The following is a 21684-nucleotide window of genomic DNA, read 5'->3' on the forward strand; positions in this document are numbered from 1 at the left end:
ACTAACAAAGAGCGGTCAAATCCAACATAAAGACGAAGTAATGGCGGTTGATGACTTCATCAAGCTCTTCAACATCAAGACCCCGACTCGCGAGCAAATCATTGGCAACCTTTCTGGTGGTAACCAACAGAAAGTGGCTATCGCTAAAGGCTTGATGACAAAACCAAAAGTATTGATTCTCGATGAACCAACGCGTGGTGTCGATGTCGGTGCTAAGAAAGAGATTTACCAACTCATTAATAAATTTAAAGCCGACGGCATGAGCATTATTTTGGTCTCATCTGAAATGCCAGAAGTGTTAGGAATGAGTGACCGCATCATGGTGATGCATGAAGGCCGTGTAAGCGGTGAATTTGATGCTAAAGAAGCAAACCAAGAATTATTACTGGCGTGTGCGGTCGGTAAAAAGATCAACGAGGACGCAGCATGAGTACTAAAACCATGAGCAAAACAACTGAAACTGAAGCGCCAAAGAAAAAACCATTAATCAGCAAAGAGTGGCTGATTGATCAAAAGTCATTGATTGCTTTGATCTTCCTGATTGTTGTCGTTTCTTTCCTAAACCCAAACTTTTTTACTGTCGACAACATTCTGAATATCCTGCGTCAAACCTCAGTTAACGCGATTATCGCAGTCGGTATGACACTGGTTATTTTAACCGCGGGTATCGACTTGAGTGTCGGCTCTGTACTTGCGCTTTGTGGTGCATTCGCAGCCAGCATGATTGGCATGGAAATCCCTGTGATGATCGCAGTGCCAACCGCTCTAGTAGCTGGTGCAGCATTAGGTGCTATTAGTGGTGTGATTATCGCTAAGGGTAAAGTTCAAGCCTTCATCGCAACGCTTGTAACCATGACACTACTTCGCGGCGTAACCATGGTTTACACCGACGGTCGCCCTATCTCAACAGGCTTCACAGACACAGCAGACGCATTCGCTTGGTTCGGTACAGGCTACGCAATGGGCATCCCAGTTCCAGTATGGATCATGGTCGTGGTGTTCGCAGCAGTATGGTACCTATTAAACCACACACGCTTTGGTCGTTACGTTTACGCACTGGGTGGCAACGAATCAGCAACTCGCCTATCAGGCATCGACGTAGACAAAGTGAAAATCGGCGTTTACGCAATCTGTGGCCTGCTAGCTGCAGTGGCTGGCATCATCGTGGCATCGCGTTTGTCATCTGCTCAACCTACCGCAGGTATGGGTTATGAATTAGACGCCATCGCAGCCGTGGTTCTTGGCGGCACAAGCTTAGCGGGCGGTCGTGGTCGCATTATGGGTACATTGATTGGTGCACTGATTATCGGCTTCCTAAACAACGCCCTAAACCTATTAGACGTATCTTCTTACTACCAGATGATTGCAAAAGCAGTGGTTATTCTTCTGGCAGTATTGGTCGACAACAAAAACAAATAAGACTCTAGTTTGAGTCAATGCAACACCCTGCTTTATCTATAGAAAACCCATAGAAAAGCACCTTTAATTGAAATATCTATCAGTAACAAACCTATAAACATTAAATCTATAAATAATGTAACAACGAGCTAGGGTTATCCAACCTAGCTCACCCTACATAAAGGACTTACACCATGAAAAAATTAGCGACTCTTATTTCTGCTGCCCTTCTTTCTACAACAGTATCTGTGTCTGCACAGGCGCAAGATACAATGGCAATCGTTCTGTCTACACTGAATAACCCATTCTTTGTAACCATGAAAGATGGCGCAGAAGCGAAAGCAGAAGAGCTAGGCTACAAGCTTATCGTTCTTGATTCTCAAAACGATCCAAGCAAAGAGCTTTCGAACATTGAAGATCTAACCATTCGTGGTGTTAAGGCAATCCTGATTAACCCTACAGATTCAGATGCAGTCTCTAACGCAATTCGCATTGCTAACCGTTCAAACATTCCAGTACTGACACTAGACCGTGGTGCAAGCCGTGGTGACGTAGTGAGCCACATTGCTTCTGATAACGTAATTGGCGGTGAAATGGCGGGTCACTACATCATGGAAAAAGTGGGCGAGAAAGCGAAAGTAATTCAACTTGAAGGTATCGCGGGTACATCTGCTGCTCGTGAACGTGGCGAAGGCTTCATGAACGCAGTAAACGGCAGCGACCTTGAGCTTCTTGCAAGCCAACCTGCTGATTTCGACCGTACTAAAGGTCTGAACGTAATGGAAAACTTGCTTGCTGCTAACCCAGATGTACAAGCGGTATTCGCTCAAAACGATGAAATGGCACTAGGTGCTCTTCGCGCCGTTCAAGCTTCAGGTAAAGAAGTGATGATCGTTGGCTTTGATGGCACTGAAGACGGTATCGCTGCTGTTAACCGCGGCCTACTAGGCGCAACGGTTGCACAACAGCCTGACCTAATCGGTTCTTTAGGTATTGAAATAGCAGACAAAGTACTGAAAGGCGAGACAGTAGACGAGTACGTACCAGTAGCTCTAAAAATCATCGCTAAGTAAGCTTGTTTGTTACTAAGTAATTCAGTTTAACGCTGAAATCTAATTAAGCAGGGAGTCCCCTATCTCCCTGCTCATTAGCTCACTAACTTGCTGACTCAAGAAAAAACAAAAAAACCGACAGTGCATCGCTGTTTCTCATAAGCCGTCTAACAAGGCGAGCAATTTACGTAATGAGAAAGACCCATGCATTTTCAAATACGATATATCATAAGGCTCGTATCATGACTCAACTGATTGTTTTAGGTAGCGTTAACGCTGACCACGTACTGCAAGTTCCTTCGTTCCCTCGTCCGGGTGAAACCTTGATTGGCGGTAACTATCAGGTCATCCCTGGCGGTAAAGGCGCAAACCAAGCGGTCGCTGCTGCGCGATTAAACGCAGATATCGGCTTTATCGCCTGTGTCGGTGACGACCCATTCGGCATCAATATTCGTCAAGATTTTGCTAAAGATGGCATCAACATCGATGGTGTTATCGTTGCAGACAACACGCCGACAGGCATCGCGATGATCCAAGTATCAGCAACAGGTGAAAACAGCATTTGTCTTTCCGCTGAAGCCAACAACAAGCTGACTTGCGACCAAATTGAACCGCATCTAGAGAAGATTCGTGGCGCTAAATACCTTCTAACTCAACTTGAAACGCCAATTGAAGGCATTGAATACGCAGCAAAAGTAGCAAAAGAGAATGGCACTCAAGTTATTCTAAACCCGGCTCCTGCTCGTCCATTATCGGATTCATTACTTGCTTGTGTTGATGTGATCACACCCAACGAAACTGAAGCTGAAGTACTAACAGGCATTACCGTGACTGACAGCGCATCCGCTCATCAGGCAGCTTTGGCTTTGCACGCGAAAGGCATCGAGACTGTGATGATCACACTTGGCGCGAAAGGCGTTTGGGTAAGTAAAAACGACAAGGGCGAGCTTATTGCTGGGTTCCGCGTTGAAGCAACAGACACAACTGCTGCTGGTGATACCTTCAACGGCGCATTGGTGACAGGCTTACTTGAAGACATGCCACTTGAGCGTGCGATTAAGTTTGCTCATGCTGCTGCTGCTATTTCCGTAACTCGCTTTGGTGCTCAAACGTCGATTCCGAGCCGTGCTGAAACCGATGCGTTTTTATCAGAGCAATTATCTGCCTAACTTTAGACCCATTTGAAGGCTTAACTCCTGAGCTAAACCGTAGTTAACGGATGTTAGCCTTCAAATTCGGTAACAACAAATAACAAGCATAAGCCCCTGTTTTCGGGCAGAATATCGCGCAACGTGGCAAGTTACTCCCACAAGGATTTTTTATGGCAACAATGAAAGACGTCGCTCGGCTAGCAAAGGTTTCAACTTCAACCGTCAGCCATGTGATCAACAAGTCACGTTTTGTCAGTGAAGAGATTGCTGAGCGTGTTAACAGTGCGGCTAAAGAACTCAACTACGCACCGTCTGCATTGGCTCGCAGCTTGAAAATGAAGCAAACCAAAACCTTGGGTATGCTGGTTACTACCTCTACCAACCCATTCTTTGGCGAAGTAGTAAAAGGTGTTGAACGTCGTTGTTATGAGAAAGGCTACAACCTTATCTTGTGTAACACCGAAGGCGACAGCGACCGTATGAAGTCATCTATCGATACCTTGTTGCAAAAGAGAGTCGATGGCTTGATGTTGATGTGTTCAACCCTTGAAGGGCAGCATATTGACGTATTTGAACGCTACCCAGAACTACCTGTTGTGGTCATGGACTGGGGCCCAATGCTGTTCGCGAGTGATAAGATCCAAGACAACTCGCACCAAGGTGGCTACATGGCGACCAAGCATTTGATAGACAACGGCCACTCTCAGATTGGTTGTATCACCGGCCCACTTCACCGCAATCAAGCCTCTTCTCGTTATCAAGGCTTCAAGCAAGCAATGGAAGAAGCAAAGCTAGAGATCAACCCTAAATGGATTGTTGAATCCAACTTCGAATGCGATGGCGGCTTTGACTCATACCAAACACTAAAGACCCGAGGCGTAATGCCGTCGGCAATCTTCGTGAGTAATGACATGATGGCAATGGGTGTGATTCACGCTGCCGCACAAGATGGCACATCGATTCCAAACGATCTTTCGATCATTGGCTACGATGACATCCATTTATCTAAGTACATGACCCCAGCTTTGAGCACTATCCACCAGCCAAAACACCGTTTAGGTAAAGCGGCCGTAGATACTCTCTTGAACCGACTCAAAACACCTGATGCGTATCCGCAGGTTGTTGAGTTAGAGCCAACGTTAGTTGAACGAAGTAGCGTTAAAGCGATTTAAAGCGCCTTCTTACAAATCTAAGCAACTGTTCTAAACAACAGATTGAATAAACAGCCCCAAACAACAAAGGGCAAGGTTAACTAACCTTGCCCTTTTCGATTCTATTGCGTTTTACTCATCTTCTTAGCGACTCTTTGCTAAATAGGTGGCCAGTTTCTGATAACTACGTTTAGGATTATGTCCAAAAACCACAAAAGCATACAACCAAATAACAAGAAGCATTGAAAACAAACCTGACTGGAAACCATCTAGGTACAACTCAGGTAGCAAGTCGATTACCTTTTGATAGTTCGCAATTGAAATTGTTGTTTTACTGCTAATCAATTCATACGTTACATTTATTGGGCTGACTATGGCCCAAACTAAAAACCATGACACGCCTGCGACAGGCACTAAACTCAGTAGCGGCTTAAGTTGCTTAACCGGGAAAATGAAATACAAAAGCATAATCAAATACAGAGCGGCTAAAAATAAGCTCCATGCGTGAACACTGACTTCAAAAATCCGATAACGCTCATCGACATACATGATTAACACTACCGCCCCCAATACACCAAGCGATAATAGTTTTCCCACATACCTCGTTCTAGAAAACCTAATCAGTACATAACCAATCACAAGAAGAAAGCACGAAAGCCAAGCTAACACTTCTGGTTTGGTCTCAAAAAGACGAGGTGTTGCGGAATTAGACAAGATAAAGATCGCGTAGGTAGGAGCAATCATCAGAAACGTGATAAACACACGCACCAACATCCAAATCATATTTTTTATCATTACGCTCAAATCCACTCACTCGCATTATTTCAAAAATTACAGTTTTCAATTTGATGATAAAAAACCGGCAACAATCCGCTTCATCAAAAAACGCAAAAGTACTGAACAAAAAAACGACACACTCAACCTTGGAAGCATATCTAACATCCTGATTTCTATAGTGCGACCATGCGTTACGCTATTTATATCAATAACTCAGACTTTTGTTCACACTATTTATGCATAAGCTTGCGTTATTATCGCTAAATTTATAAATTAAGTTGCATGCACACACCAATCGGTCACGCTTCTCTTAATATGGATATCAAGTACCACCATTTTGCCAAAACTTCGTTCTTCTTTGCCATTTCTTTCTTTTTTTTCATGGCATTGCTCATTCCTTTGACACCTTCTCATTACCAAACGTTAACCGAAGACACATCAAGGTTAGTAGAAACGAGGTTAGAAGGGATTCAATCAAGGTTCGACCGTTTTTTATCTGAAATTACCCCAGATCAGCCTTGCGACACGATTGTTAGACAACTTCGACAAAACGTTTTTGAAGCTGATTGGGTGAAAGAAGCCGCGGTGTTCGACAAGGAGAGTCGATTTTACTGTTCAACCACCGATGGTGAAGTTTCATTTCGCCTATACAACACCATCAGGCAGCGGCTCAATGAAGCCCCAAATTTAACCACCTTATCGTATTCAAACTCAGCGATTACTAAGGTGCAATCCATCATGCTGATATTCTCGACTAAGGAAGGCTCGGGAGTGAGCCTGATGATTCCTCCGCACTTCATCTTTGAGCTTGTAGAAGCTAATTTGAGTAGCCATGGCATTAACTCTAAAGTTGAGGTGATCAAAAGAGACATTCACCCTACCGACCTCGGCTCATACAACGCGACAGTACGGATACGATCAGACATCTACCCATTCTCCGTCACCTCATACATTGGTCATCAGTATTATATTAACTTCATGCTGAGTCACTTATGGTTTGGCTTTCTCATGGCCGGAATTACGACCATTATTCGCCTTTCCCTCAAGCATAAAAAACAGAGCCAACGTAGCTTAGAATATTCGCTATCCAGTGCTCTGAAAAACAAACACCTACATGTTCACATGCAACCTATCGTTAACCAAAGCACCAATAAGATCGTAGGCTGTGAGTCACTATTGAGATGGAACGATCCAATTGAAGGTAACGTCTCCCCTGCTATTTTCATTCCATTGGCTGAAAGTTTAGGCTTGATTGAGAAACTGACCTATTTCGTGCTGCATGAAGTGTTAACGACATTGAAAAGTAATCAAGAGGTGTTTGCATCAAAGTACATCAGCATCAACATCAGCCGAAACGTTGTATCCAACAGTAACTTCACTAATAAAGTGATTAGCATTTTTAAAAGACACCCTGAGATTCTCAAGCAAGTGGTTTTCGAGGTGACAGAGGATGGTGAGTGTTCTGATGCCGATATGGTCAAAATTAAGGACAACTTGCAAAAGCTATCTGATCTTGGTGTAAGAATTGCCATAGATGACTTTGGTACTGGCTACGCAGGATTAGACTTTGTAAGGCAATTTCCGTTCAGTATTCTCAAGATTGATCGCGTGTTCGTGAAAAACATATCCGACGAATCCAGTTTTGGTATCCCACTATTAGAATCCATGCTTCAGCTATCACGCACCTTAGGCATGCAAGTCATAGTTGAAGGCGTTGAGTACGAGTCGCAACTGAAGATCTTGTCGAAACTAGGCGTCGACTACATCCAAGGCTTCTACTTCTATAAACCAATGCCAATAAGTCTCGCCATTAGCTTGATCAAACAGCAAGATTTTGAATCAGATAAAGTTGAGGAACAAACAAACCAGACATTTCTTGCTACATAAGGCACTGAAAAAAGAAATGAAACACAAAGACTATAGATATCCTTTGATAAACATTTAATTCATCGCATCGTTAGTGCATCACAAGGGATATCATGGAAAAGAAACTTCAAATCAAACTGGAGCCTAGCCTGCTGCAGCTGAGAATTGGCATTTTTATCGTCTTCTTGTTCAGGGGCTTGGATAAGACCCTTGCCCCTGAGCACGCGACATTCTAATTTGAAGCACGTTAGCCCACTACTAGGAGTGTGGTAACTCGAATTGGGTTCACTCTTAAATACTTGTTATACAAAGTTATCTACCTGACCAATAATCCATAACTTTCGAATATGCATGATATCTAAGTCCGTATAAAATAATCCCAGCAATTGCAGACTGACATGCTAGATTGATTACCACTTGAGTGAGATTAGGCTGATTGATTGCATAAAAATGAATGGCAACCCAAGGGGCAAACGCAATCATACTTGATATAAAAACATTCCCTCTTTGATACTTCATGATAAACCAAGTTTGAAAAGCAGGAATTATTAGAAAACCTCCCATCATCGTTAGAATTACACTCAAAATCCCAGCCAAAAAAGCCGTTATAGATGAAGCCAATAAATGCATTAACAACTTAGCGATACGATTTAGCACTCTACCTCCCTTTCTATATAACGAATAACATGGATTTCCCCTTCCGAGGTTCTACAATATTTATGTGGTATCTATTTCTGCGCTATCTAATTAGCTAAAAACCACTTTAGCCTTCATGCCGTAAACCAAAATAGTAAGGTCATACTTCATAACTCGGTAACCCACTCTAAATTACGGACTACAATAGCAAATATGTCACTCATGCGTATAAGCGTGAGGCCTGTGTTGGTTATCACAACCTTACCTTGGCCTCGCTCGCCTTGAGAGAAACCTCAAAGCAATGTGCCCTTCAAGCCTAATCGTACAGTTTACTTAATACAATGGTTCCGGGATTGCTCAACACTCAGGGATTTAGTGTTGCCAGCGTGAAGCCTTAATCCTTATTCGTTTATGTGGATATCAGCTAGCATGCGTTGAAAGGTGGTTCTGTTCTATAAAAATATGCCATTGCAATCTTCATGGCCATCCATCCTTCATATGTGAACATCTCTTGGGGGGCATTTAAAGGGAACTCGATATATTTATAAAGTGGATTACTTTCATCAACACTCTCAATACTAATAAATTCCCAACTCTCCTCCGCCATTTTCATTTCAGATTGAATACTAGCAATATCTAATGTAGTTTCAGCAATAAAAAATAACTGGGGTTTACCTCCTCGGACTAGCTCCCTTGTAAACGCAAGCGGTATTAGGCTATATTGATCTGGTCTAAGTCCAATTTCACTTTTTATTTCCTTTTCTATTCCTTTACAGAAAAAGTCGAATGATAAGGTATTCGTAATAGTATCATTTTCATTCCATGCAAAAACCCCAGATGCAGAGCAATGGAATTTACCTAGGCCGTTATCCATTATAGCTTGTTCATTCCCACGAATGGGTATCAGTACTTCTTTTGTATTTGGATTAACGACAATAGCAGCCACGCCTAGAGTATTTGAAAGTATTGATGATCTTAGAGGAGTAATTAGACCATTATGAGCTTTTTCATAATCATTTCGAATCGTTAGTAATGGGTCTTCCCCTAATACACCAGAAGCCCAATCTAAAGTTAGATTCGTTGCGACTTGATCAAAGTAAGTAGCTGGTTGGATATGAATTTTGTTTTCCGTTACATCAAAATTAGTGATACGTATGGAGTAATCGTTTTGCCACTCGCCTGATGTTTCATCAATTTTTATCTTGCCTAAGGCTTTAAATAGTTCTACTGCTTTTTCTGAATGTTCTTTTAAATAGTCGGGAACCTGGTATTTCGCGTCAATAAAACACACTTCTAAATCATCTACATTTTTTCCATAAGAAAAGCCTTTATTTCCTTTTCTTAGAGGTATGGTTTCAGCATATGGTGCGCGACAGAATTTATATTCTTTTTCTAACTCATATTGACTATAGAATTTAACTAAATTATTAGTGTTGGATTCGACAAAAAGACCGATTTTATCTTGAGCATTTATTCCAGTTCTAGTCCGTTTTATCTTCCCTTTTTCAACTAAAGGAATGTTCGCAGCGAACCCTCCCACAAATGGAACGCTAAGCTGTATAGTTGGGTTTTCTTCTTTATAACGTTTCCAAAACCTCTTTAGACTTCCGATTACTGCTTTCATTCAAAACCCTCGATGTTGAAATCCATATTACGAATGACATGGATCCCCCCTTTCGAGGTTCTGCCACATTATGCGGTACCTATTTCTACGGTATCGACCTAGCTAAAAACCACTTTAGCCCTCATACCGCAGGCCAAAATAGTAAGTCCTGCTTCATAAAGCATCACCCCACTTTAACCTACTGACTACAATAGTAAATATGCCATTCATGCGTATAGGCGTTGAAGCGTGTGACAATGCACAATATTGGACAAGAACACTAAATAAACTAGGTCATACGGCCGTATTTTTAATATTGGTTTTGGCATGTGTAAAGCTTGAGCCAACTCACTTAGCAGAAAGACAACGAGAACAAGGCTGGTGGCATTTGTGGAATAAGAGTAAACATGGCGACAATAAACAGCAAATGACTAACGGCTTGATAAGATCACTATCACAACCTTACCTTGGCCTCACTCGCCTTGAGAGAAACCTCAACACGGTGTGCCCTTCAAACCTAATCGTACAGTTTGCTTAACAAAGTGACTTTGGGCTTATGCAAGCTTCAGGGGTAAATGCTGACTGTGCAACATCTCACCCCTTCTGAATTAGGATTACCTTTAATTCTCTAATGCTACTTAGCTCTCATGTCCAAAATAGGCATATTTTCACCACCCAACATTGTTGCTGGCAGCTTTCCGTCCCAGTTTTGAGCTTCGGTCAGTTTAATAATTAACGGGTTATCCCCAAGAGCTTTGGCCTTTGCATTAATCGCTTCTGCTTCAGCAAAACCTTTTAACTTAATCGCCTTAGCTTCAGCTATAGCGATAAGCTCAATACCATCAGCTTCGGCTTTTGCCGTATTTACGGCTCTTTGAGCTTCTAAGTTTTGTCTAGCCAGTTTATGTTTCTCGGCAGCTGCTAAGTTTTTCTCAGTCTGCTTCGTTTCGATTGAGGTAAGGTATTTTTTGGGTAGGGCTATATTTTCAATCTGTATATTATCTACGCTTACTGGAAACGCGGCCATTTCTTCAATTAAATTGGATTCAATCGCCTGAATAGCACTCGCTCTATCTTGAATTAACTGCTCTGCATCATACTTAGGAATAACATCCTTGGTTGCCGACCTAAATCTAGGGTCAAGAATACGAGCTTCAAATTGCGGAAGACCGCCATACTGTCTAAAAAGATCTAACGCTGCAGATTTATCTACCGTCCAGTTAACGGATACGACGACAGTAACTGGCATCTGCTCCTTTGTACTAGAGGCCATTTTCTCTTCATTCTTGCGTGTTCGAACTTCAATTTCTTCAACGCTGTCGATAAACGGGACTTTGAAGTGTAAGCCTGGGCTTACCTGTGTTTTAGCTTCACTAAAGCGCTTAACAATACCAATGTGCCCCTCATTAACAGTATAAACGGAACTAAAGAGAACAAAAGCAACGGTAATTCCGGCACCTACCTTTTTAATAGGTAAGTTAAATTTCTTCATTTCTACAGCTTGTTTCATGCTTTTTACCAACCAACTTATTATATGTGTAAATAATCAATATCAATCCTAACGCCCGTAAGAAGGTGAGCCCCACAGAACTAACCAAGTACACGGTACTCTTACCGAAACCGCCGAGCGTAACGCATCATATTAATCCTTATTTATTATTACTTGTCTGCTTTATATTCCATCACAAGTCTTACTGTTCATCGAGTTCCTCGTGTTCGTTTGACGAATATAACCCAGACTCTACAACACCAACGTCATCGTTATTGAAAACACCGACACGTAACTCATACTTTTTGGTTAAAAGGTATCCAGCGATGCCAATTATGGAAAACACACCAATACCTGCAAGTGGACGAAAAAGGAAAATAGGTAAACTAAACACAACCGCAATAAAGAACGACCTTGTGATTTTACTTTTAATGTCATGCTCTTTAACGTAGATATTTTCTAACGTATTAAGCTTAAGAGGCTTTGGGCTCTTCCTTGTTACAATCGAATCAGACTCAAGCCAAATATTCTTTTTGCCACTTCCCATTGTTCCTCCTCCATAAAGCCAACCAACTTAAAATACGATAAACCTATCTTTAACAACACTTTACCAATCAATACTTGCAAGGTAAATGATTAATGCGATTAATTCCCATTATCACATCCGGTATCGGTTCATAATTTGATGGTGACTTTAACCCAGCCGAAAGGCATCGCAAATAAAGAGAATGGCATTTTCGGAATCAGAGGAGATGTGACGACGAAAGAAACAGGAAAATGGCTAAATGATTAATAAGATTGTTATCGCTACCTTATTTGGGCCTCACTCGCCTTGAGAGAACCTCAAAGCGGTGTGCCTTTCAAGTGCAATCGTACAATTTACTTAATAAAGAGGCTTCGGGCTTGTTCAACACTCGGGGTTTAGTGTTGGCTGCGTGACGCTTTTATGCCTGCTAGTTATGCCACATTTTTGAAGCAACTTAACTTTGGCCAGTTTGCAGCAAAATATACAGCAACTAAAAAAAGGCCGCATAGACCACTGGCGAAGGACGATAGATAATAATCAGGCAAAGACTCAACTAATAATTGGTATTGACTGCCTGTAACCTCACCAGCTTTAACAAGGATATTAATTTCAAATAAATTAAAAGTAATTTGGATATTACGCAAAACCGAAAAATACAAGAAATACCCACAAACAGCTATAGGCAACAATATAAGAACCGGCTCCGTCAGACGATTTGGCACGACAAAATGAATGAGAGCTATACTACACATAGCCCAGATCTGAATCATAGTTGCAGTGAACTCTCGTCCACCGATTTGGTACTTATCCCCAATATAAAGCCTAAAAATAATCATCGCAGCAGTACTTAGTATTAAAAATGTAGCAAATTTCCTAAGTTTCATGCTCAGCATTGCCAATGCGGAAATAACAAGTAAAGTTGCCGAGAAGTAAATAAAGAAATGTGTGTCAGGAACCCAAGCCGTTTCACCAACCTGCATCGAAAAATAACCAGCGAGGTATAAACCCACTGGTCCTCCGACAGCAACAAGTAATAATCGAAACACTACCCACAGTCTAATTTTCATACCCAAATGCTGAACTCCCCATGTTGCATAAAGAATGACATGGATTCCCCCTCCCGAGGATCTGCCACACTTATGTGATACTTAAATGTATCGGAGGCACCATGTCTGATTATTCTTATTTCTGCGGTGTCAACTTAACTAAAAACCACTTTAGTCTTCATGCCGTAGACCAAAATGGTAAGGTCATACTTCATAAGTCAGTAACCCGCTCTAAACTACTGACTACAATAGCAAATATGTCACTCATACGTATAGGGGGCGAGCGCAAGTACGCACAGTGCTATATATGGCAATGATGTCAGCCATGTAATGTAACCCGGTATTCAAAGTGAGTTATGCTCGACTTTTAGCTGCCGGAAAGCCTAAGAAAGTCGCAATAATCGCGAGTGTTCGAAAGACGGTTATGTACCATAACTCGATGCTGAGAGATGGCGCCATGTGGGATGAAAACAACGCCCAAAAACTAGTTATTGACACCATAGTCGTTCGTTATGTGTTGGTAACAATATGTGATAGTTTTTCAAATTCTAGATCTTGAATTTCTAAGAATAGCTTTTTACTAAAAGTAATATTTGTTGATACTCCGTTATCAATTGCAGTGAACCAGTTGATTTTTAGAGACTTAAAGAATTCACTTAAAGCAATATCAAATGTCAAAAATTTAACAAAATAGTTTATGCCAACATGGGTTTGAACATAGTGTACTCTGGTCAAACATATTAAATCACTCAGGCTATTATACGCAGCTTCATCAGCTTCTTGTGTTGACATGTTTGGTTTGGATTTTAGGATTTTTTTAGCTGAGTGATTGCCATATAAACTAGCTAAAGCACATACGACAATTAAATGACCTTTGGGTACTCCAAGCGATTTGGATTCCAAAATAATATTTCTAGCGCATTCGAGACGCATAGCACGTTTTACTGGCTGGTATAGAATTCCTTGAACATATTTTATAAACTTGATGTATACATCCCAATTAAGCTCCTTCCCTTCAACATGCCCGAAGCATTTTCCTGTAAACTCTTTGTTTTCAATAAAAAAACCACCATCAGTTCTTGCTTTTTTATAAAATCGTTCGAGATACGGCAAGTCCTTTTCAATTGAAAGTTCGATCTGCTCACAAGTCTCCAATCTCTTACTTTGTCCTTCTCTAACTGATAGCATGCCACTAATGAAGTTTCCCTTTTTATCAAGGCTTTTCAGCTTACTTAGCCTCTTCAAATCAACATTGACACCATCAGCACTTTTTTTTATCTCTGATAACGCATTTCTATCTAATAAATATATTTTTTCCATCTAATACTACCCAAATATCGATTATCTAAACGTGGGGTACTCGGACACATAATAGCTATATTAGACCGAATTATTCTGCATCTTGTCTCTAAACAATTCTGTTTAGAGACAAGACACGTTGCGCTTAATTTAATAACATAATCTTACCTACTTATTCCTGCGTCAAACATGACGAAAAGCAGAAATTTTCCATATAGTTTCGACAAAATGCAGAAAACCACCCTATATGTGAGTTGTTCATATCTTGGGAGTCGTGCTCTCAAACAAAAACGCCGACATGATAGTCGGCGTCTACGTTATAAGTATGGATGAATAAGAGGTAGTAACTACTTTGCCATAGCACTCAAGAACTCGGCTTCAAACTCCTCATCGGCTTCTCGGGTTAGGCACTCCACCAGCCAATCGATGCTTTGATGGTCAAGCTTACTGTTCACCACAAAGGCTTGCTTTACGCCAAACTGACCCAGCTTCGCGGAGCCGTAGTTCTTGAATGATTTGTTGCCGTGGTAATGGAGTGATTTGATCGCCTCCGCGTTGGGTTCTGGTAAGGCATCGAGTGTGTTGGCCAGTTGAATCACCAGCTCCATTGGGTTCTTGGATGATGAGATGCGATACAGAAAACCGCCCTCCACTCTTTGGCGTACCCAGTAATCAAAACCGCTGCAATCCATCACCTTGTCACTGACCAGTGCGGCTTCACTGCGATAGCCACACGGCTCTACCACAACAGGTGTGTGTTTGAATTCTGGCTGACCAGATGCAGCATCGGTATGAGGCAAGATCAAGTCACATGGTTTACTGTCTTTGGCGGTTGGGGCATTCCAGTGGATAGGCATGAATACTTGTTCCCGGCGCATCTCTTTGGTTACCACTAAGCGGGCTTGGCACTCCCCTTGTGCACTGCGCACTTTCACTACAGGGTTAATAGTGGCGTGATTGAAGGCATCTAGCCCGAATTCATCTAAGCCGAACTCTTCTAAGCCAAGCTCTGCAACCGTATCTGGATGCATGGCGACAAAGGGTTCTGGTGTGTGTTCGCCTAAACCTGCGGCCAAGCCTGTGCGGCTCATGGTGTGCCATTGATCTCGGATTCGACCTGTATTCATGATAAGCGGGAATTCAAGGCTGGTATCGGCAATCGGTTTGTCGTGTTCGACTGCAATAAACTGCGCTTTGCCAGATTCGGTAAAGAACTCGCCATTGGTGAACATGCGCTGCTCGATGATCTCTGGTTGATACTCTAGCACTGGCCATTGCTGTGGAGTGAGTTCGCCATAGCCTTTCTCATCCAGTTGAGTGAGTCCAATTAAGCACAAATCACGCGCTTTACCTGTTTCATTACCAAGCGCAGTCATCTCGCAATACTCTTTGAAGATCTCGCCTTCGTGACGGTAATCAAACTGCTCTTTGAATCCCATTTTTTGCGCGACTTCTTTTAATATCCACCAATCAGGTTTGGCTTCCCCTGGGCTTGGTAATATACGGCGTTGGCGTGAGATTCGACGCTCAGAGTTGGTCACGGTGCCCGACTTCTCGCTCCACCCTTGCGCGGGCAGCACCACATCGGCCAAGCGTGTGGTTTCAGTATCGGTAATACAGTCCGACACCACCACAAATGGGCACTTCTCTAATGCCGCTTTGATCTTTTCGCTATCTGGCAAACTCACGACTGGGTTAGTTGCCATGATCCACACCGCTTTGATTTTTCCCTCATTCATGGCACCAAACAGGTCGATCGCTTTTAAACCCGCATGTGTGGCTAAGCTGTCGGTTTGCCAGAACTCGCTCACCGTTTGGTGTGATTGCGGATCACCAAACTCAAAGTGCGCTGCTAAGGTATTGGCTAGGCCGCCTACCTCACGCCCGCCCATGGCGTTCGGCTGACCCGTTACCGAGAATGGCCCCATACCCGGCTTGCCAATTTTCCCAGTGGCTAAATGACAGTTAATAATGGCATTCACCTTGTCACACCCTTGTGTGGATTGGTTCACGCCTTGGGAATAGATGGTGAGCACTTTCTCGTTCGATGCAAACAAACTGTAGAACTGTTTTAGCTGCTGCTCTGTTAATCCTGTTAGCTCAGGAACGCTTTTGTCGCACTTACTTGATTCGGTATAACGATAACGAGTCGCAGCTCGAATGGCTTCAGTAAAGCCTTGGGTGTGGTTTTCTATGTAGTTGGAATCTAGCTTGTCGTTATCGTCGAGATAGCACAATAAGCCATTGAACAGCGCCACGTCTGAGCCGGATTCCAATGCCAAGTGCATGTCTGCAATTTCGCAAGTGTCGGTATAACGAGGGTCAATAACAATCACTTTCAATGCAGGGTTGGCTTGTTTCGCGGCTCTTAACCTTTGGAAAAGTACTGGGTGACACCATGCTAGGTTTGAGCCTGTAATCACGACGAGATCGGCTTGCTCGAGATCTTCATAACAGACAGGTACTGTGTCACTGCCAAATGCACGCTTGTGCCCAACAACGCTAGAAGCCATACACAGGCGAGAGTTACTGTCGATGTTGCCACTGCCGATGAAGCCTTTCATCAGTTTATTGGCAACGTAATAGTCTTCGGTAAGCAGCTGACCAGAAACATAAAACGCAACCGAATCGGCCCCAAATTCTTCGATCGTTTGATTGAATTTGTCTGCGACCAACTGAGTGGCACTGTTCCAATCCAGCTCTTGTTTTTGCTCATTCTGAATATGAGCAGGCTGTGTTAGGCGCCCTAAAGGCGTGACAGTATCACCAAGCGCAATCCCTTTAGTACATAGCTTCCCATAGTTTGATGGATGATCTTTATCACCACGTACTTCTAGTTTTCCTAACGATGTCGGTCTCGCTTCTATTCCACACCCTACACCACAATAAGCACAGGTTGATTTTATCCAACCGCTGTTTGAATCGGTCATCCGTTTCTCGCTCAATTATCCATAATTGTAATAACTCAAACCAAGCAAATAACACGCCACTTAATACCAGTCGACAAAAATGAAATATTTCACATTAAAAACAATAACTTAACAAATAACAAAATATCAATACTGAATAGAATTCAAATTAACCAAGATAGAAACTTAATTTTTGCACCATCTTGCGGAAAGTTGCACCACAAACGCTCATTTATATAAATCTAACCAAAAATTTACATACCACTTTAGGGGTAATTGCGTGTCACTGCCAAACTTTAAACCACTGAAAAATATAAATTAAATTTTATTTAAATGAACAATCTGCAATCTGGCACCCTCCTTGCTCCACTAGAAACCAAGACTTAGAAAAAACATTTTTGTTTTTCTTGATGATTATGAATTGAGTGGAATCTCAACCCGGTATTCCTCTGCTAACGACTAGAAATTAGATGCTAGTGATGGTGACGCCGAGAATAAGGAATGGATTATGAGCAAGAAGAAAATCGTCGTTGTGGGTAACGGCATGGTTGGACACAAATTTATCGACAATATCCTGCAATCAGACAGTGATGAGTTTGATGTGGTTACTTTTAGTGAAGAGCCAAGGTTGGCCTACGACCGAGTTCAGCTGACTGCTTACTTCAAGCGCGGAAATGCTGATGACTTGGCATTAACCAGCGAAGAATATTACCAAAGCAATGGCGTCAATTACCTTCTCAACGAGAAAGTCGCTCAACTAGATACCGAAAATAAGTGCGTTGTGACTGAATCGGGACATACCGAGAGTTATGACACCTTGATTCTGGCGACCGGTTCATTCCCTTTTGTTCCCCCTATTCCCGGTAACGACCAAGAGCACTGCCACGTTTATCGCACCATCGAAGATCTAGACGCCATTGAACTATCTAGCAAAGGCAGCAAATCTGGCGTGGTGATTGGTGGTGGCCTGCTTGGCTTAGAAGCCGCAAACGCAGTCAAAAACCTAGGCTTGGAAACCCATGTAGTGGAATTCGCACCTCGCCTGATGGCCGTACAGTTAGATGATGGTGGCGGTGCGCTTTTACGCAGAAAAATTGAAGACCTTGGCGTGCAAGTTCACACCGAGAAGGCAACCTCAGAAATAGTCGCGGGTGAGAACGCTCGCTACAGAATGAACTTCGCCGACGGCACCCATCTTGAAACCGATATGATCGTGTTCTCTGCGGGTATTCGCCCTCAAGATGCGCTGGCTCGCAGCTCTGATATCGCCATTGGTGAACGTGGTGGCATCGTGATTAATGATCACTGCCAAACCAACATCGACAACGTGTACGCGATTGGTGAATGTGCGCTTTGGGACAACAAGATCTTCGGCTTAGTGGCACCCGGTTATTCGATGGCTAAAGTCGCGGCTTCGCATATTGTATCCGGCGGTACTGACGATGCTGCATTTACTGGTGCCGACATGAGCACCAAGCTCAAATTACTTGGCGTTGATGTTGCCAGTATCGGTGAAGTACATGACAAGACGGAAGGCGCTCAGTCGTATACCTATAACGATGAAATTGAACAAGTTTATAAGCGCCTGATCATCTCGGCAGACGGTACAAAGATTGTCGGTGCGGTATTGGTCGGTGATGCAGAGGCTTACGGTTCGCTATTGCAAATAAAGCAAAATGACATGCCTCTTCCTGAAAACCCATCAGTACTGATTCTACCTAATGTCGCGGATGATTCTGGCTCTGCAATGGGTGTTGAAGCTCTGCCCGATAGCGCTGTGATCTGCTCATGTTTTGATGTGACCAAAGGCGACATTAAAGACGCCGTTTCAGCAGGCTGCACCACCATGGCAGCACTGAAAGAAACCACTAATGCTTCAACAGGTTGTGGCGGTTGTTCTGCCCTTGCTAAACAGGTTCTGGATAGTGAGCTGAGTAACTTGGGTGTCGAGGTATCTAATGATATCTGTGAGCACTTTGCTTATTCTCGTCAAGAGCTTACCGACATAATCCGCGTCAACAAAATTAAGACCTTCGATGAGCTATTGGATTCTCATGGAAACGGATTAGGTTGTACTGTGTGTAAGCCAGCAGTCGGTTCAATTTTGGCTTCGTACTGGAACGATTACATCCTCGAAGATCAACACATCGAACTGCAAGACACCAACGACATTTACCTCGGCAACATGCAGAAAGACGGCACCTACTCTGTGGTTCCGCGTATTGCTGGCGGTGAAATCACACCCGATAGACTAATCGTGCTTGGTGAAGTCGCTAAAGAGTTCGACCTTTATACCAAGATCACCGGTGGTCAGCGTGTCGATTTGTTCGGCGCGCAACTTAATGAACTGCCAATCATCTGGAAAAAACTAATCGATGCGGGTTTTGAAACAGGCCATGCCTACGGTAAATCGGTACGTACCGTGAAATCGTGTGTGGGTAGCACTTGGTGTCGATACGGCGTCGACGACAGTGTTGGCTTAGCGATTCGACTAGAAAACCGCTACAAAGGCTTACGCTCACCACACAAGATCAAGTTTGCTGTTTCTGGCTGTACGCGCGAATGTGCAGAAGCCCAATCAAAAGACTTTGGCATTATCGCAACCGATAAAGGTTGGAACCTCTACATCTGTGGTAACGGCGGTATGCGCCCTCGTCATGGTGACCTTTTTGCTACCGACCTTGATGAAACCACTCTTCTGCAATACATCGACCGCATTCTGATGTTCTACACACGTACCGCAGACCGCCTACAACGCACATCAGTATGGATGGAGAACCTTGAAGGTGGCATCGAATACCTCAAGCAAGTCGTGATTGAAGACAAGCTCAATGTTGCTGAAGAACTTGAAGCTGACATCGCTCTCAACATCGAAAAATACCAATGTGAATGGAAAACCACCATCGAAAACCCTGAAAAGATGAAACGCTTCCAGCACTACATTAACAGCGAAGAAATGGACACTAGCCTGTCATTCATCAAAGAACGAGAACAGCGTTTTCCTAAGCCGATCTTGAGCTCTTCTTCTGATTCACAACGCGATGAAAAGCTAGCTAAGGCAGACCAAATCGAAGTAACGGAAGTTTCGTAAGCCGAATTGCTGGTGAGTGAATCAGTAACAACTAAACCCAATATCGATAGTCGACAGTGGCGCAGCCCAAGAAAACTGCTGTCGGCTATCACCCTAATTGAATTGATTATTAGTTTTATGTTTTGACTAGGAGAAAGTCATGGAAAATTGGACAACCGTATGCAGCACCCGCGACCTAACCCCGAACGGTGGTATTTGCGCCAAAGTAGACGATAACCAAGTGGCTATTTTTTACTGCAAGCGTAGTGACACGCTTTATGGGCTCTCTAATTACGATCCTGTTGGCAAGGCGAATGTGATGTCACGTGGTATCATTGGTTCATTAAGCGGTGAGCCTTACGTAGCCTCGCCCTTATACAAGCAGCATTACCACTTAGAAACTGGCGCGTGCCTTGAACAACCCGATCTTAAGCTCGTGAAATTTGAAGTTCGCAAGCAAGGAGAACGGGTTCAGGTTCTCGCACCACTTGCTATCGCCAGTTAACTAAACGCCGACATCATCATGCGAACGCGTTATCAGCGTGAGCAATTTCGGCACAGGGTTTAGCCACATTAATGCGTTCGAATTTCGGAAGTAACGCACGAGCTAAAGCCGGGTAATTTTCCAGATTTAAAGGATTTAAACCATGGATAACACAAAATTTTCGCTGCTTTCATTTACGGGTAAGATGAAAACCTTACACCTAAGTTGGATGGCCTTTTTTATCACCTTTGTTGTGTGGTTCAACTTTGCCCCACTACTGCAAATGGTAAAAACGTCGCTTGGTCTTTCTACTGAAGAGATCAAAACACTGCTTATTCTCAACGTTGCATTGACCATTCCGGCGCGTGTCGCCATTGGTATGTTAACCGACCGATACGGCCCAAGATTGGTCTACTCTTCGCTACTCGCTGTCTGTTCAATCCCTTGTTTTATGTTTGCTATGGCAGACTCTTTCATTCAAGCGGCGATTGCTCGTTTCCTATTAGGCTTCATTGGTGCTGGCTTCGTCGTTGGTATTCGCCTTGTGTCTGAGTGGTTCCCACACAATGAACTGGGTACGGCTGAAGGTATTTACGGTGGCTGGGGTAACTTCGGTTCAGCAGCGGCAGCATTCACGCTTCCAACTCTGGCTTTAGCATTTGGTGGTGAAGACGGCTGGCGTTATGCGGTCGGTATTACTGGCCTTATGAGCTTAGCGTTCTCGTTTGTGTTCTACAAAAACGTAACGGATACACCAAAAGGTTCTACTTACTTCAAACCAGCTCAAGTAACGGCAATGGAAGTGACATCAAAGGGTGACTTTTTCTTCCTACTTATTATGAAGATCCCAATGTATGCCGCTTTAGCGCTACTGACATGGAAGCTATCACCAAGCAACATCAACATGTTGTCTGACATGGCGGTTTACTCTGTGTATGCAGGTTTGGCTGCGCTTTACGTGTACGAAGTGTCGCAAGTTTGGAAAGTAAACAAGAACGTATTCAAAGAAGAAGTACCAGAGATTCACCAGTACAAATTCAAGCAAGTTGCGGTACTTAACGTATTGTACTTCGCGACATTTGGTTCTGAACTGGCTGTTGTTTCTATGCTGCCACTGTTCTTCTCTGACACCTTTGAATTAACACCGGTTCTTGCAGGTATGGTTGCATCGGCTTATGCCTTTATGAACCTAATGTCTCGCCCAGGTGGTGGTTGGATTTCAGATAA

The 21684-nt window shown here is 43.2% G+C and carries 18 protein-coding genes and 4 pseudogenes; 14 read left to right on the forward strand and 8 right to left on the reverse strand.

Annotation, left to right across the window (positions count from 1 at the left end; all coding sequences use genetic code 11):
* The 5 genes from AB4232_RS12525 to AB4232_RS12545 all read left to right on the forward strand — a co-directional run.
* The coding region (locus AB4232_RS12525) for an ATP-binding cassette domain-containing protein (protein WP_372087232.1) at positions 1 to 430 on the forward strand (430 nt) is incomplete at its 5' end.
* Complete coding sequence (gene rbsC, locus AB4232_RS12530; protein WP_009844905.1) at positions 427 to 1419, forward strand: ribose ABC transporter permease; 993 nt, start codon at positions 427 to 429, stop codon at positions 1417 to 1419. The genes AB4232_RS12525 and rbsC, both read left to right, overlap by 4 nt.
* A gap of 173 nt (positions 1420 to 1592) precedes the next feature.
* Positions 1593 to 2471, forward strand: coding sequence for a ribose ABC transporter substrate-binding protein RbsB (gene rbsB / locus AB4232_RS12535; protein ID WP_012600805.1), 879 nt, complete (start codon positions 1593 to 1595; stop codon positions 2469 to 2471).
* Positions 2472 to 2692: 221 nt separating this feature from the next.
* Positions 2693 to 3619 carry a ribokinase gene (gene rbsK / locus AB4232_RS12540; protein WP_372087233.1) on the forward strand — a complete coding sequence of 309 codons (927 nt, stop codon included), beginning with the start codon at positions 2693 to 2695 and terminating at the stop codon, positions 3617 to 3619.
* A gap of 152 nt (positions 3620 to 3771) precedes the next feature.
* Positions 3772 to 4773, forward strand: a complete 1002-nt coding sequence (locus tag AB4232_RS12545; protein WP_012600807.1) for a substrate-binding domain-containing protein — start codon at positions 3772 to 3774, stop codon at positions 4771 to 4773.
* 123 nt (positions 4774 to 4896) lie between these two features.
* Here the strand turns inward: AB4232_RS12545 and AB4232_RS12550 are convergent, their stop codons facing one another.
* Positions 4897 to 5547: a hypothetical protein gene (locus AB4232_RS12550; RefSeq protein ID WP_372087234.1), complete on the reverse strand. Its 651-nt coding sequence runs from the start codon at positions 5545 to 5547 to the stop codon at positions 4897 to 4899.
* A 297-nt stretch (positions 5548 to 5844) separates the two neighbouring features.
* Between AB4232_RS12550 and AB4232_RS12555 the strand changes: the two genes are divergently transcribed.
* Positions 5845 to 7416, forward strand: a complete 1572-nt coding sequence (locus AB4232_RS12555; RefSeq protein ID WP_372087243.1) for an EAL domain-containing protein — start codon at positions 5845 to 5847, stop codon at positions 7414 to 7416.
* A gap of 92 nt (positions 7417 to 7508) precedes the next feature.
* Complete coding sequence (locus AB4232_RS12560; protein WP_371701156.1) at positions 7509 to 7631, forward strand: hypothetical protein; 123 nt, start codon at positions 7509 to 7511, stop codon at positions 7629 to 7631.
* A 76-nt stretch (positions 7632 to 7707) separates the two neighbouring features.
* Here AB4232_RS12560 and AB4232_RS12565 read toward each other — a convergent pair whose 3' ends face one another.
* Positions 7708 to 8052, reverse strand: coding sequence for a hypothetical protein (locus AB4232_RS12565; protein ID WP_372087235.1), 345 nt, complete (start codon positions 8050 to 8052; stop codon positions 7708 to 7710).
* Positions 8053 to 8121: 69 nt separating this feature from the next.
* Between AB4232_RS12565 and AB4232_RS12570 the strand changes: the two are divergent.
* A pseudogene (locus AB4232_RS12570) lies at positions 8122 to 8268 on the forward strand (IS110 family transposase); the annotation flags it as partial.
* A 187-nt stretch (positions 8269 to 8455) separates the two neighbouring features.
* Here the strand turns inward: AB4232_RS12570 and AB4232_RS12575 are convergent.
* Positions 8456 to 9655, reverse strand: coding sequence for a hypothetical protein (locus AB4232_RS12575; protein WP_102249207.1), 1200 nt, complete (start codon positions 9653 to 9655; stop codon positions 8456 to 8458).
* A 38-nt stretch (positions 9656 to 9693) separates the two neighbouring features.
* Between AB4232_RS12575 and AB4232_RS12580 the strand changes: the two are divergent.
* Positions 9694 to 9938 (forward strand): annotated as a pseudogene (locus tag AB4232_RS12580) (hypothetical protein); the annotation flags it as partial.
* A 330-nt stretch (positions 9939 to 10268) separates the two neighbouring features.
* On the opposite strand, the gene AB4232_RS12585 reads toward AB4232_RS12580, so the two are convergent.
* From AB4232_RS12585 to AB4232_RS12595, 3 genes are all read right to left on the reverse strand, one after another.
* Complete coding sequence (locus AB4232_RS12585; RefSeq protein ID WP_122047091.1) at positions 10269 to 11144, reverse strand: prohibitin family protein; 876 nt, start codon at positions 11142 to 11144, stop codon at positions 10269 to 10271.
* 181 nt (positions 11145 to 11325) lie between these two features.
* Positions 11326 to 11670, reverse strand: coding sequence for a hypothetical protein (locus AB4232_RS12590; protein WP_372087236.1), 345 nt, complete (start codon positions 11668 to 11670; stop codon positions 11326 to 11328).
* 410 nt (positions 11671 to 12080) lie between these two features.
* Positions 12081 to 12716: a hypothetical protein gene (locus AB4232_RS12595; RefSeq protein ID WP_372087237.1), complete on the reverse strand. Its 636-nt coding sequence runs from the start codon at positions 12714 to 12716 to the stop codon at positions 12081 to 12083.
* A 101-nt stretch (positions 12717 to 12817) separates the two neighbouring features.
* On the opposite strand from AB4232_RS12595, the pseudogene AB4232_RS12600 reads away from it, so the two are divergent.
* Positions 12818 to 12979, forward strand: a pseudogene (locus AB4232_RS12600) (IS110 family transposase); the annotation flags it as partial.
* Positions 12973 to 13173: pseudogene (locus AB4232_RS12605) on the forward strand (IS110 family transposase); the annotation flags it as partial. The pseudogenes AB4232_RS12600 and AB4232_RS12605, both read left to right, overlap by 7 nt.
* 32 nt (positions 13174 to 13205) lie before the next feature.
* Here AB4232_RS12605 and AB4232_RS12610 read toward each other — a convergent pair.
* Together AB4232_RS12610 and AB4232_RS12615 are read right to left on the reverse strand one after the other, a co-directional pair.
* Positions 13206 to 14015, reverse strand: coding sequence for a hypothetical protein (locus tag AB4232_RS12610; RefSeq protein WP_372087238.1), 810 nt, complete (start codon positions 14013 to 14015; stop codon positions 13206 to 13208).
* Positions 14016 to 14341: 326 nt separating this feature from the next.
* The gene (locus AB4232_RS12615) at positions 14342 to 16939 is read right to left on the reverse strand and encodes a molybdopterin oxidoreductase family protein (RefSeq protein WP_372087239.1); all 2598 of its coding nucleotides are present in this window, start codon (positions 16937 to 16939) and stop codon (positions 14342 to 14344) included.
* A 472-nt stretch (positions 16940 to 17411) separates the two neighbouring features.
* Here AB4232_RS12615 and nirB point away from each other — a divergent pair, with 472 nt between their 5' ends.
* The 3 genes from nirB to AB4232_RS12630 all read left to right on the forward strand — a co-directional run.
* The gene (gene nirB / locus AB4232_RS12620) at positions 17412 to 19994 is read left to right on the forward strand and encodes a nitrite reductase large subunit NirB (RefSeq protein ID WP_372087240.1); all 2583 of its coding nucleotides are present in this window, start codon (positions 17412 to 17414) and stop codon (positions 19992 to 19994) included.
* Positions 19995 to 20133: 139 nt separating this feature from the next.
* A complete protein-coding gene (nirD, locus tag AB4232_RS12625; RefSeq protein WP_372087241.1) occupies positions 20134 to 20478 on the forward strand; it encodes a nitrite reductase small subunit NirD in 345 nt (114 codons plus the stop codon).
* 142 nt (positions 20479 to 20620) lie between these two features.
* A partial coding sequence (locus AB4232_RS12630) for an MFS transporter (RefSeq protein ID WP_372087242.1) occupies positions 20621 to 21684 on the forward strand: 1064 nt, incomplete at its 3' end.

The organism is Vibrio sp. 10N.286.46.A8 (assembly GCF_041470165.1).
GTDB lineage: Bacteria > Pseudomonadota > Gammaproteobacteria > Enterobacterales > Vibrionaceae > Vibrio > Vibrio tasmaniensis_A.